This is a genomic window from Paraburkholderia sp. GAS41, assembly GCF_050436545.1.
GTDB lineage: Bacteria > Pseudomonadota > Gammaproteobacteria > Burkholderiales > Burkholderiaceae > Paraburkholderia.
Window position 1 is genome coordinate 1 of sequence record NZ_JBNDMK010000040.1, and the last position, 12,577, is coordinate 12,577.

Annotated in this window: 12 protein-coding genes; 5 read left to right on the top strand and 7 right to left on the bottom strand. The window is 59.1% G+C overall.

Going from position 1 to position 12,577, the window contains the following annotated elements; all coding sequences use genetic code 11:
- Positions 1-557: 557 nt before the first annotated feature.
- The 6 genes from P3T43_RS33165 to P3T43_RS33190 all read right to left on the bottom strand — a co-directional run bounded on the left by P3T43_RS33165 (position 558) and on the right by P3T43_RS33190 (position 4,830).
- A complete protein-coding gene (locus tag P3T43_RS33165) occupies positions 558-944 on the bottom strand; it encodes an isochorismatase family protein (RefSeq protein ID WP_429285258.1) in 387 nt (128 codons plus the stop codon).
- A 101-nt stretch (positions 945-1,045) separates the two neighbouring features.
- Entirely contained in the window at positions 1,046-1,810 is a 765-nt protein-coding gene (locus P3T43_RS33170; RefSeq protein WP_429285226.1) for an SDR family NAD(P)-dependent oxidoreductase, read from the bottom strand.
- Positions 1,811-1,921: 111 nt separating this feature from the next.
- Positions 1,922-2,680, bottom strand: a complete 759-nt coding sequence (locus P3T43_RS33175) for an SDR family NAD(P)-dependent oxidoreductase (RefSeq protein ID WP_429285227.1) — start codon at positions 2,678-2,680, stop codon at positions 1,922-1,924.
- A gap of 152 nt (positions 2,681-2,832) precedes the next feature.
- On the bottom strand, positions 2,833-3,645 hold the full coding sequence (locus P3T43_RS33180; protein WP_429285228.1) for a shikimate dehydrogenase family protein: 813 nt from the start codon (positions 3,643-3,645) through the stop codon (positions 2,833-2,835).
- A gap of 39 nt (positions 3,646-3,684) precedes the next feature.
- Positions 3,685-4,059 (bottom strand): DUF2255 family protein, encoded by a 375-nt coding sequence (locus P3T43_RS33185; protein ID WP_429285229.1) that lies wholly within the window; start codon positions 4,057-4,059, stop codon positions 3,685-3,687.
- A 51-nt stretch (positions 4,060-4,110) separates the two neighbouring features.
- On the bottom strand, positions 4,111-4,830 hold the full coding sequence (locus tag P3T43_RS33190) for a carboxymuconolactone decarboxylase family protein (RefSeq protein ID WP_429285259.1): 720 nt from the start codon (positions 4,828-4,830) through the stop codon (positions 4,111-4,113).
- A 281-nt stretch (positions 4,831-5,111) separates the two neighbouring features.
- Here P3T43_RS33190 and P3T43_RS33195 point away from each other — a divergent pair, with 281 nt between their 5' ends.
- Both P3T43_RS33195 and P3T43_RS33200 read left to right on the top strand, forming a co-directional pair.
- Positions 5,112-6,020, top strand: coding sequence for a LysR family transcriptional regulator (locus P3T43_RS33195; protein ID WP_429285230.1), 909 nt, complete (start codon positions 5,112-5,114; stop codon positions 6,018-6,020).
- Between the two features lie 163 nt (positions 6,021-6,183).
- Positions 6,184-7,197, top strand: coding sequence for an aldo/keto reductase (locus tag P3T43_RS33200; RefSeq protein WP_429285231.1), 1,014 nt, complete (start codon positions 6,184-6,186; stop codon positions 7,195-7,197).
- A 684-nt stretch (positions 7,198-7,881) separates the two neighbouring features.
- On the opposite strand, the gene P3T43_RS33205 is transcribed toward P3T43_RS33200, so the two are convergent.
- Entirely contained in the window at positions 7,882-8,421 is a 540-nt protein-coding gene (locus tag P3T43_RS33205) for a cytochrome b (protein WP_429285232.1), read from the bottom strand.
- Between the two features lie 642 nt (positions 8,422-9,063).
- Between P3T43_RS33205 and P3T43_RS33210 the strand changes: the two genes are divergently transcribed.
- The 3 genes from P3T43_RS33210 to chrA all read left to right on the top strand — a co-directional run bounded on the left by P3T43_RS33210 (position 9,064) and on the right by chrA (position 12,518).
- The gene (locus tag P3T43_RS33210) at positions 9,064-9,723 is read left to right on the top strand and encodes a response regulator transcription factor (RefSeq protein WP_429285233.1); all 660 of its coding nucleotides are present in this window, start codon (positions 9,064-9,066) and stop codon (positions 9,721-9,723) included.
- Complete coding sequence (locus tag P3T43_RS33215; protein WP_429285234.1) at positions 9,720-11,147, top strand: ATP-binding protein; 1,428 nt, start codon at positions 9,720-9,722, stop codon at positions 11,145-11,147. Before P3T43_RS33210 ends, P3T43_RS33215 begins: the two co-directional genes overlap by 4 nt.
- A 135-nt stretch (positions 11,148-11,282) precedes the next feature.
- Positions 11,283-12,518, top strand: coding sequence for a chromate efflux transporter (gene chrA / locus P3T43_RS33220; RefSeq protein WP_429285235.1), 1,236 nt, complete (start codon positions 11,283-11,285; stop codon positions 12,516-12,518).
- The last annotated feature ends 59 nt before the right edge of the window (positions 12,519-12,577 follow it).

Genomic DNA, 12,577 nt, shown 5'->3' on the forward strand with positions numbered 1-12,577 from the left:
CAGTTGCTTCACGAAACGTCACGTTGGCGTCCGGCGATATATCGAGCAACTGTCGGCGCTGCTGTTCGCGCCGTGCAAGGATAGGATCGATCAGGGACTCCAACATTTGTCCGCAAAGCCGCGCCAGGTTTGGCTCCCACATCCTGAGGCTACGCCCTACCCATCATCCTACCCATACTGCGAAATAGGCAGCGCAGACAGACCAGAAAATGGTGTAAATGGCAGCGCCGGTCAACGTCCTTGCGGACCGGCATGGTCCCACACTCAAGTATGCCCACGCGATTGTCAATCGGTGACGGGACCCTTGTGTTTACAGGCCCTCCGGCCGATCTGGTAGTGACGATACCGCCAGCGGTACCGAAAAATGCGGTCGGCAGTTGTCAGCTTTGGACAGATTGCATCGGAGGATTCAACGCGCGCTTTCGTTCCAACATCGCGATCATCGAGCATCCGAATATGACTTCTGCTGAATACCGTCATCAATACCGTCAGCCACATTCCAACGCGAGCCTGGCAAAGCTTGAAGAAGCGACGACACCCTGACTGCGGTCGCAAAATCAAGCCGGACGTTGCCGGTTAGCCGCCAAAAAATCCGCTGCAGAAACAGTCTCCGCATAACCGAAACTCAATGCAGCCATAAATGCCGCATGCACTTGCGGCGCGGGCACACGCACCCCATTGAATTCAAGGTCGTGTGTGGCGCAGGCATCGTAAATCACCGTCGTTCTGTAACCGAAGTCCACCGAAGCGCGAGTGACCGCGTCAATGCACATGTGACTCATATTTCCAACGACGACGACTCTCTCGATCCCATGGGCCTCAAGAATCCGCTGCAAGTCGGTCTCGCGGAACGGATTCATGTGGTGTTTGACGATCACACGCTCGCCGGGCAGATTTGCAGTTTGCGGATAAAGTTGAGCGCCTACAGTGTTGGGTAAAAAAATAGGGCATCTTTCGCCAGCGTCTCATGGCGGACCCATCTCGGCCATCGCAACAAGAGTAAGCGTGTGGCCGCTATGGAAAAGTGAGCGGACGTCTGCCTCTCTTACCTTGAGAGAAAACCACCATCTACCGTTAGCGCGTGTCCGATCATATATGTCGATGTGGGTCCGCAAAGCCAGAGCACTGCGCCCGCGATTTCTTCCGGCTCACCGAAACGTCCGATCGGTGCACGCGTCAACATTTTCCCAACAATCTCCGGATCATAGTGATGGGTGACCTCTTCACACATCGGCGTCTTGAAGATGCCAGGGCAAATCGCATTGATGCGAATACCCTGGGCTGCATATTCATGGGCGGCGCTTTTAGTGAGCCCGATCACCGCATGCTTGCTGGCACTATAGGCCGATCTCCCTGGGCTACCTACGAGGCCGCCAATCGACGAACAACTGACGATGGTCCCGTAGCCTTGGGGCACCATGTGTGCGAGTTCGCATTTCATGCAGTTCCAGACTCCGCGCAGGTTGACGCCCATGATGCGTTCGTACTCGTCATCGCTGGTGTCGAGCAAGGGAACGGCGTCGCAATTCACGCCCGCGTTATTGAAGGCCGCATCGAGTCGGCCGTACGTTTTGATGGCCGGCTCGAACGTTGCCTTGACCTGTGACGCATCGGAGACGTCACATGTCAGTCCGCACACATTGTGTCCGGCCGAGCGCAGGTCATCGGTTGCGATGCCGATCAGCTCCTCATTCCGGTCGACAAGGATGACGGATGCGCCGGCCTCTGCAAAAGCTTTGGCTGTCGCCAGACCGATTCCACCACCAGCGCCGGTGACCAGCGCCACTTTCCCACCAAAAGCATCAGACATGCAATTCTCCTTCCGGTCTGGCAAACCGGTTCCCCTCAGGGGCTCCCAGGCCACGGCTCGGTCCACCAGCAGAGGGGATCGGAGCCGTGCGATTACTCAATCCAAATCAGCTCAGTGCGCGACGAAGCCTCCATCTACCGGCAACGCGACACCAACGATCAGCCTGGCACCGGGACTGCATAACCACAGCACTGCTGCTGCGACTTCCTCGGGCTTGCCCATTCGACCAATTGGCTGATCTTTGAGGAACACTCTCATCGCTTCCGGATCAATCTCCTCGCCCATCGGGGTGTCGATGCAGCCTGGGCAGATCGCGTTCACCCGTATGCCGTGCGCGGCGACGTCCAGGGCAGCACTCTTGGTGAGGCCAATCACGCCGTGTTTGCTGGCATGGTAAGCCGCGCGGCCGGGCAGTCCGACAAGGCCACCGAGCGACGAGCAGTTCACGATCGCGCCGCTGTCCTGTTTCTTCATCTGCAGCAGTTCGTGCTTCATGAAAGTCCAGATGCCGCGCAGATTCACAGCCTGAACCTCGTCATAGCCGTCGGCGGACTCGGCGGACATTTCGCACATCGGCCCCAGGATTCCGGCGTTGTTGTAGGCCATGTCGAGGCGACCGAACTCGGCGACGGTGCGTTCAACTGCCGCCCTGGCCTGCGTTTCATCGGATACGTCGCAGACAATGCCAATGGCCCGATGCCCGGCGGCGGTCAACATCTCGGTAGCCGCATTGAGCGTCTCGGCATTCCGGTCCACCAGCGCAACGGCAGCGCCTGCTTCGGCGAACGCTTTTGCGGTTTCCAGCCCCATCCCCGAGCTGGCGCCCGTAACAAGCGCGACCTGGCCTTTGAAATCGTAAGTGGGATTCATATCAATACTCCTGAAGGTTGAGGGTGCTGTCAGCACAGTCGGTGTGACCGTCTCCGATGGCCCGGGACGGTGCGATATAACGACCGATAGCCACCCGGACGGTGTACACGTCGTCGAACTTTAGCGATCGGGGCTTGACGCGAAGCGGTCTGCTACCCGCTGCGCGCGGTATTCTCGCCCAGCAGAAAATCAAGCATCATTTCCTGGACCGCCCTGACCATCTCGACGCCGCTCGCGGTCTTGCAACCTGCTGACTGAGCTGCCTTCAACAGCGGCGTCACGCCGTGCCCGGCAATCACGTCACCCACGAACATGGATGAATCCAGCAGGTCGGCAGAAACTGGAAGCGGATCGGCTTCGGTGAAACCCATTGGAGTCGCGTTGAATACCAGAGTGCATCCAGCAGGATTCGCCGGTCCGACCCGCACACGGCCCTGATCCAGATCGGAGACCAGCGCTTTCAGATGCGTTGCGCGAGATTCGTCTGCATCGCGAATGATCAGTTCGCGTACTCCGGCGTCGAGCAACGCGATGGCGATTGCGCTGCCTGCGGCACCGGCTCCGACCAGCAACGCGCGACCGTCCTTCACCTGCGCACCGCAATCCGTTTGCGCTTTCACGAACGCGAGGCCGTCGAGCATATCGCCGTGCCATGTACCGTCCGCATTGCGACGCATGACACTGACGCAACCAAGCAATCGGGCGGTATCGGAACTGGTGGTACACCAGGCGAATGCCGCTACTTTGTGCGGCATCGTGACCAGCAGTCCGTCGACGTTCCCTGTCAGCGTGAGCGCCTGCATGACAGGCTCAAGATCGGCTTTCGCTACCTGCATGGGCACGCATAGACCGTTGTAGTCTCGTGCCTCGAAACCACGGGTCAATTGCTGCGGCGATTTCACGAACCTGATCGGGTCGCCGATGATTGGGAAAAGACGCGTGGCGCCATCGAGCTTTTCAGGCATCCGGTTTCTCTCGCATTGATTCGACAGGGTTTCCGGCGTTCAGGCGCGCGGCAAGATTTTGACGGTCGCGGCGCGTGACCGTGTGCCTGTCATCGAATTCAGATAGGTGCTGGTGCGGTATTTCGCTCGGTAAGCAGCGTCGATACGTTCATTGAGTTGATCCACGGCAGGCTCGAAGCTCACGTCCCGCGTCATTCCGGCGACGCTGATCCGGCCGCCCCGTTGCCGCATTGCAGCCTGATACCAGCGGGAGGCGTGGCCGTTGTACGCGCGCACGTAGAGGTCGCCATCGACGACAACCGACCAGACCCATGTTGGGGTTCCACAGGTGACGCCGTCGTCGCGAAACGGCGAGACATGCAGGTCGTCGCTCACCGCGATCGCTTTGATTTCATCTTCAGACCACGTTGCCATTCGTCTACCCGCCAAGGTTGTCAATCGGTTGCCGCAGTGCAGGGGAGCGTGTCAGTCGGGTCGCTTTTCAAGCACGTCCTTGACGACCGGAAGTGCCGTAAAGACATTCGGCCAACCCGCGTAGAACGCCAGTTGCGTCATGACTTCCGACGCCTGTGTTTTGGTCAGTCCGTTATCCATTGCCCGGTTCAGATGGTAAGTCAGTTGTGCGACCTGACCGGTGGCAACCAGTGCGCTGACCGTCACGAGACTCCGGTCTCGCGGCGCCAGCCCTGGCCGCAGCCACAGGTCATTGAACAGCGTGTCTCGCGTGAATTGAACGACGCCTGGCGAGATCGCGCCGAAGTTGTGTTGCACCGCGGTCTCGCGCTGGGCTTCTGCTGCCTTGTCGAGAGGAAGAAGTTCAACGGACGCTGGCGGGAGCTGCGCTGGCGTAATTCCACGTCTTTTGAATACAGTGCTGGTTACCTTCACAGCCGCGGTCGCGTTGGCCCAACCGGTATAGAACGCAAGGTGCGTGATGATCTCCGAAATCTCACCGGGCTTGAGGCCACTGTCGAGCGCGAGATCGAGATAGAACGGCAACTCCGTGCTTTGATTGCGCGCGATCAACACCGAGAGCGTAACGACGCTTCGGTCCCGCGCCGAAAGTTGCGGACGCTTCCAGAGGTCGCCCAGCACAACATCGGTCGTATAGCGCTCAAGGGCGGGCGAAACGGTATGCATTCCGTCAACCAGCTTGACAGAGGAGGATTGATCCCGACCTTCCATATCAGTTTTCCTTTCGATTTGCGAACAGGCAGCGACGCCGAACGAGAGTGCCAGCATCGCTACAGCGAGTAATCTCATGGGTCGGCTCCTCACCGGCGCTCGCACGTTTGAGATTCGCCGCACCGGGTTGTGTCGTTCCAAAGGCACGTGCCCGCCCCGGCGGCCTGTCTGCAAAGCTGAATGCGACGTACGGCGCGGATCATTTGATTTGCAATGTAATGCACTCACTCATGTACGACTAGGCGTTAGAATCAGCAAACACCTATGAAGCGAGTTCATTAATGCGTCGCGAAAGTTATAACGATTTACTGGCGCTGATCGCGGTCGCGCGCGAGCGCAGTTTCACCCGAGCCGCTGCACAACTCGGTGTGTCGCAATCCGCTCTGAGTCACACCATTCGCTCACTCGAAACCCGTCTCGGGATGAGACTGCTGATCCGAACCACGCGCAGCGTTTCGCCGACCGAGGCGGGCGAACGCCTTCTTCAGACCATCGCTCCCCGGTTTGAGGAAATCGATGCGGAGCTGGCTGCCGTCACCGAATTCCGGGACAAACCCGCAGGCACGATTCGCATTACCGCGACCGACTACGCGACAGAAACGGTCCTGTGGCCCAGACTGTCAAAGGTCCTGCACGACTATCCGGATATCAAGGTGGAGATCACGACCGACTATGGCCTTTCCGATATCGTGGCGGATCGCTATGACATTGGCGTTCGCCATGGCGATCAGGTCGCCAGAGACATGATCGCGGTGCGCCTCGCACCGGAAATGCGTATGGCGATTGTCGTTGCGCCGGGATACCTCGAGAAGCATGCACGGCCGAAGAAGCCCCAGGATCTGACCGGGCACCAGTGCATCAATCTGCGTTTGCCAACATTGGGTGGCTTCTATCCGTGGGAGCTCAAGAAGGGGAGCCGGGAGGTGCAGGTTCGCGTCGATGGGCAACTCGCCTTTAACGGGACCTATCCGATGCTGGCAGCGGCGCTGTCGGGATATGGGCTCGCGTACATTCCGGCAGATCTGGCCCACGAGCATGTCGAAGCGGGGCGTCTCGTCAAGGTACTGGAGGACTGGTGTCCCGTCTTTCCGGGTTTGCACGCCTGTTACGCAACCCGCCGTGAGTTCTCCAGGGCGATGACGGTGGTGATCGACGCAATCCGCTATCGCAATGACGAATCGAAGACCTGACGTGCGATTCATGAACGCGATTCATGGGAGCTTGCGGTTTTAAGGGATTTATCACTGGATACCGACGCTTTATCATCTATCTCTGACGACCACCGCTCGCGCTAGCTGCATCAGGCAGGCAGTGCTTTCGCAACCGCAGGCCCAGCCCTGCATGGAGATGATGATGGACTATAGATATCTGGGTCGCAGCGCCCTCAAGGTTTCGCCCCTCTGTCTGGGTGCGATGATGTTCGGCGGCGAAACGGATGAGACTACGTCGCAGCGGATCATCGACAAGGCTTTCGAGCAGGGCATCAATTTCCTCGACACCGCCGACGTGTATCACGCCGGCCGGTCCGAAGAAATCGTCGGCCGTGCGATTGCGCAGCGACGCGACGACTGGGTCGTGGCGACCAAGTTTGGTTATCCTGCGTCGGCTACTGCTCGACCCAACGAACAGGGGCAGTCGCGCAAATGGATTTACCAGACAGTCGATGCCAGCCTGAAGCGCCTAAGAACCGATTACATCGACGTTCTCTACTTCCATCGCTCGCTCAACGATGCGCCTCTGGAAGAAGGCGTGCGTGCGATTGGCGACCTCATCCGTCAGGGGAAGGTGCGCCACTTTGGTTTATCCAATTTCCGGGCCTGGCGCGTTGCGGAAGTCGTGCGTCTCGCCGATCAGCTCGGCATTGATCGCCCGATTGCGCTCGAGCCGGTGTACAACATGGTGGATCGCACGGCAGAGGTCGAACTGATGCCTGCTGCCGGACATTACGGCATCGGTGTGGTGCCCTACAGCCCGCTCGCACGCGGGGTGCTGACTGGAAAATATGCACTCGACGGTGCCCCGCCTCCCGATTCGCGTGCGGGTCGAGGCGACAAGCGCATCCAGCAGACCGAGTGGCGACCGGAATCGCTCGCCATCGCGCAAAAAGTCGCGGCGCATGCCGCTGAACGCGGTACGACTTCGATCGCGTTTGCTATCGCCTGGGTTTTGAAGAACAAGCTCGTGAGTTCCGCTATCGCCGGTCCGCGCACTGAAGCGCATTGGGACAGCTACATGGATGCACTGACACTGCAACTCGGACCCGACGATGAGAAGTTTGTCGACAGTCTGGTTCCTCCGGGGCACGCATCGACGCCCGGTTATACGGATCCGAACTATCCGGTTGAAGGACGACGGGTAATGGGTTGACCTGCCGGTTCGTACATAGCCGTAATCGCTCCGAGCAGCGCAGGTGGGTCTGCGCGTGCTCGGCGACTGCCCGGAAAAAAGGACGCGATCGTCCGCTCCAGTAGTGTTATTCAGATTGGGCAACGCGCGTAACCGCTGGCTGGGCTTAACTTTGCGACGCTCCTTGCCGTATCTGGTGAGCACCAGGACGCCGCCGCCGTTAGTTGTCAGGGCGGCTCGCGCGCTCGACAAAGCGAGTTGAATCTGTCGCCCATCACGCATGTCCCATTTTATTGCGTGCAGCGGCCATTCGCCATCAGCAGTCCAGTGTCGGCTCGTGGCCGACCCCGGTTCGACGCAGACCTCGCACGATCGCTGCTCACAGCAAGTGCCAAAGGCATGACCCAAGCCATCAGGGACGCTCGAATCATGCACGCGATTGTCCGTTGGAAATCGGAAAGCGGTCGCCCGCGGTCACGTCACAAAAAATGGCTGGGACCGGGAAACACCGCTCGCCCGCCGGCCCCGGTCTCCCTTGCGGACAAAGGTGTCCGCTGCAACCGGTGTTTACTCACAGCGTGGATGCGTCGGACATTCTTGAGCGTGGGCCTGACAAAGACAGCATTCCGGCCCGCACGAACTGGCCAGCAAGAATCACAAAGGCCTTAACATCTGTGTCCCGCATGTGCCACAACAACGCTGACATTACGGCAACATCCGATGCATGACCTGATCGCGAAGCACAAAGCGGTGAAAGAGCGCCGCAGCAACATGTACCGCGATCAGTGCAAAAAGCACCCACGCCAGGACTCCATGGACGTCCCCCATCGCGCGTCCGAATGCGGAACCTGTCGGGGTCAAGCCGGGGAACGGCACGACGCCTAAAAAATCTACGGTCCAGCCACGTGAAGATGCGTTGATCCATCCCAACACCGGCACGATAACCAGCGCGGCGTAGAGAAGCAGATGGGTGATCCGGGAAGCGGCACTCAATATTGGCGACAATGCATCCGGCGGAGGCCGATGCGTGAGTCGCCAGATGATTCTTAGCGCCATAGCGGCAACCAGCGTCGCACCGACGCCAAGATGCCACGCGATCAGTCCAACCGGCTTTGTATCGTGATGAACATCAGGCATCGTCCAGCCAATCACGAACTGAATCGTGATCAACACTACGATTGACCAGTGAAGGAGACGCGCTACGCCGTCATAACGTGCTTCAGCCGATCGTCGAAAATCCGCCATAGAGTGGTCGCCTGGTTTTGATTGCGTTCATTGCTCGCCCGTGGATTCAACGGAACCCGCGAACATCAGTTTCGAAGATGCTACCGCTAGCACCTGGCCGACTCGAATGCCTTGCGATCGAACCGGAGATGAAGAACCACAGGCATCCGGACAGAACCGAAACAATCGCGGGCGTGCAAGTCGTCTCGTGACCAGCATCATGCACGCAATGGCCGCCACCGTTGCTGCGCGAAAGGTCATCGATGTAAGCACGTCTTCGGAAACACGGAACGGGCCGATAGCCAGAAGTGCCGCGGCCTCTATCGCGGTGGCAGCAGTTAACGCTGTCAGGAGACAGGCGCGTAGCATGTCGATCGTGGATGGTGTCACGGCGCAACTCGCCGATGCGGATGAACGTAGATATCGAAGGCACTTTCATTTTCCTTGTAGCGATCGATCAACCGATGGACCTCGGCTGGTTCCAGGTGACAACTGTGCATCCATGCGCGGTTAGCTGATACTAATGGCCGAACCTGAAGGAAATCTTAAGCAGGTCGGCATCATGCGCGTTCATTGCCCCAACGTGGTTACACTGGCAAATATGGCCAGGCGCGTTGCCGCGTCGATGACAGTTTTGCCGGATGCTTCTCTGGGCACACCTGTATGCGAATACTTCTTGTCGAAGATGACGATCTGATTGGTAGTGGTGTCGAAGCAGGACTTCGTCACGCAAGTTTTGCGGTCGACTGGACGCAGGACGGTCGCAACGCGAAGCTGGCTCTCGAAACCACCGACTATGCGCTGGTCGTGCTCGATCTCGGACTGCCCCGAATGTCGGGTCTCGAACTCCTGGGATGGTTGCGGGGCTGCGGGAAGAATGTGCCAGTGCTTGTACTCACCGCAAAAGGGACGGTTGCCGACAAGGTGGGCGGCCTTGAGGCAGGTGCGGACGACTACCTCGGCAAGCCTTTTGACCTGACGGAACTCATTGCACGCTGTCGTGCGCTTTTAAGGCGCTCGCAGGGGCGCGGCGTCGAAGTCCTCCGATATCGCGCTCTGACTGTTGATCCGGCCGCCAAGACCGTATTGCGCGACGATGTCCGCATTCCGCTGACTGCTCGCGAATGGGCCGTGCTGCATCAGTTGCTGACGCACCAGGGTGTGCCGCAATCCAAATCTCGTCTTGAAGAAAGCTTGTACGGATGGCACGAAGAAGTCGAAAGCAACACGATTGAGGTACATATATCCAACTTGCGTAAAAAGCTTGGGGCGGATTTGATCAAAACCGTCCGGGGTATCGGGTACGTGATGGAGCAGACATGATGCCAGGATCGATACGCGGTCGACTCGCGCTGCTCGTGCTCGCGAGCATTATCCTGGTGTGGGCTATCGCCCTCGGCTGGAGTTACCGTGAGGCGACGCGCGAGGTTGGAGAATGGGACGACGCTCGCCTAGTTCAACTCGCGCAGTTCATCGTTCTGCTCGATCAGAACGACCTCTCGGTCCTGTCCAGGACGCGTATCGACGCGCGTACCGAATACGGCCGCCGTCCCGGCCACACAAACGGCAGCGATGGCGACAAGTCGCCGCGCGAAGCGCTCTTCCAGGTGCGCGATGCACAGGGACGCGTCCTGGCCAGTAGCGCGCAGCTCGAGTCCCTGGGTGCATTCGAGGTACCAGCTGACGCCACAGCAAGCGCGCGAACGGTAACACTTGGCGGCCAGCCGTGGCATACCTATATGCTTCACGATGGTGTGTCAGGTCGTACGGTACGGGTGCTAGAGTCAACCAATCAGCGCAGTGACCTGACCACCGGGGTAGCACTTCGTATTGCGAAGCCGATCGCTCTGGCATTGCCAGTTCTCGCATTGCTGGTCTGGATCAGTATTGGTCACAGTCTGGCGCCTCTTGAGGCGCTCTCGAAGGCGATCCGGACAAGAGATGCCAGCAAACTCGAGCCGATCAGGATCGGGCCGACTCCGGTCGAAGTCCGTCCACTTGTCGATGCAATCAATCAACTGTTGTCACGACTAGGACTTTCAATCAACCGCGAACGAGCATTCACCGCTGACGCCGCGCACGAGCTGAAGACACCGCTGGCCGCGATCAAGGTTCAGGCACAAGTTGCGCTCGCGGCACAGGACGCAGCCCAGCAACAACTTGCCATGCAGCGGGTCGTACAGGGCGTGGATCGCAGCGCCCATCTTGCCGAACAGTTGCTTCTGCTGGCCCGGCTCGACGAACATCGCAAGGTCCCTGCGCAACCTGTTGCACTTGCTGCGCTCGTCAAGGATGCCATTGCCACCAACGAGCCAGACGCTCGACGAAAAGGCATGACCGTCGCTCTGGTCGGCGACGCTAACTACATGGTCATGGCAGAGCCGGTTTTGATGGACATTGTGCTCGACAACCTGATTGACAATGCGATCAAGTATTGCGATGACGGCGGCCGAGTCGAGGTCTCTATCAGGCGCGACGCCGATGCGGTCGTACTGACAGTCGGAGATAACGGCCCCGGCGTGGATACGGAGGACATCACGCGTCTGACCGACCGCTTCTTTCGCGTGACTGGCAATGGTGCGAACGGCAGCGGACTCGGCCTGTCAATCGTCGCCCGCATCGCGGAGTACTTTGGAGCAAGGTTGGATTTTGATACTGGCATCGGCGGCCAGGGGCTCGCAGTCCATGTTTCATTTCCAGTGGCCGCCGTCGCAACCGTCCGGATTGCGTCAACTTCCGTACTGTAGCGTAGAGACATTTAGCAGAGCATCGCCTGAACGGATTCTCCGCAGACCCGGAAGACCGTACAGACACCCGGCGCCGATGCCAATAGCAATATCAACGAGCCACGATGACGGAGTGGTAGCACTTCACACTCACGTATGAAAACTGATATCGCATCACCGCACTCGAGTCGAAGAGGTGCCGTCCTGGAAGTTCTCGCGGTCTTCCTCAAGCTTGGACTGACGTGCTTCGGCGGTCCGATTGCTCATCTGGGATATTTTCGCCGCGAATTCGTCGAGCGGCTTCGCTGGCTTGATGACGAAACATTCACAGATCTGATCGGACTTTGTCAGTTCCTTCCAGGACCGTCCAGCAGCCAGGTGGGATTTTCGATCGGCCTTCTGCGAGCAGGGTGGCTTGGAGGACTCGCTGCCTGGTGTGGCTTCACGCTACCCTCAGTCCTGCTGTTACTCTGCTTCGCTGCCATCGCCCCGAACCTGGGTGGCCCGGTCGGTAGCGGCTTGATACACGGTCTGAAGCTTGTCGCTGTCGCCGTCGTCGCTCAGGCAGTTTGGGACATGGCGCATCGCCTTTGTCCCGATCACCGCAGAGCGGCCATCGCGCTCATCGCTATAGCGGTACTCAGCATTCTGACGACCGCTTATGCACAACTCATCGTTATCGGCCTCGGTGCTGTGCTCGGATCTGCGTTGTGCCACACGACGGCATCGTCAGACGGCGGCCATGTACCACAACACACACACGAATTCCCTGTTTCCCGCACGGTGGGCGCCGCCGCGCTGATCCTGTTCTGTGTCCTGCTGTTCGGGCTTCCTGTCCTTGACGGACTTCGTGCGGGTCAGGCATTCAAGGTCTTCGAGGCATTCTATCGTTCCGGTGCCCTGGTGTTTGGCGGCGGTCACGTCGTGCTGCCGCTTCTGCAACAGCAAACTGTCGCAACCGGCTGGGTCACTTCGAACGATTTTCTGGCAGGCTACGGCGCCACGCAGGCCGTCCCGGGCCCTTTGTTTACATTCGCGGCATTTCTTGGATGGATGATGGTCAAAGCGCCGAATCACTGGACCGGCGCGTTGCTCGCTACAGTGGGAATATTTCTGCCAGGCCTTCTACTTGCGCTTGCAGCGCTGCCTTATTGGCGAGCGCTGCGCGCTCGCCAATCGATGGCGGCAGTGCTTGCAGGAGTGAATGCTGCGGTCGTTGGACTCCTGGCCACCGCGCTGTACTCGCCGATCTGGACCAGTGCGATTCGCTCGGAACTCGACTTTGCCGTCGCAGCCATCGGCTTTTTCCTGCTGACGCGCTGGAAGATTCCACCGCTCGCCGTCGTTGTGGTCTGCGCGCTCGCCGGTATTGCCGAGGCGACACTGCACTGAATCGACGATTCCCGCAGAAGCCCAGAGAGCCTCTGAAGAGGAACTCGACGTACGCAGCG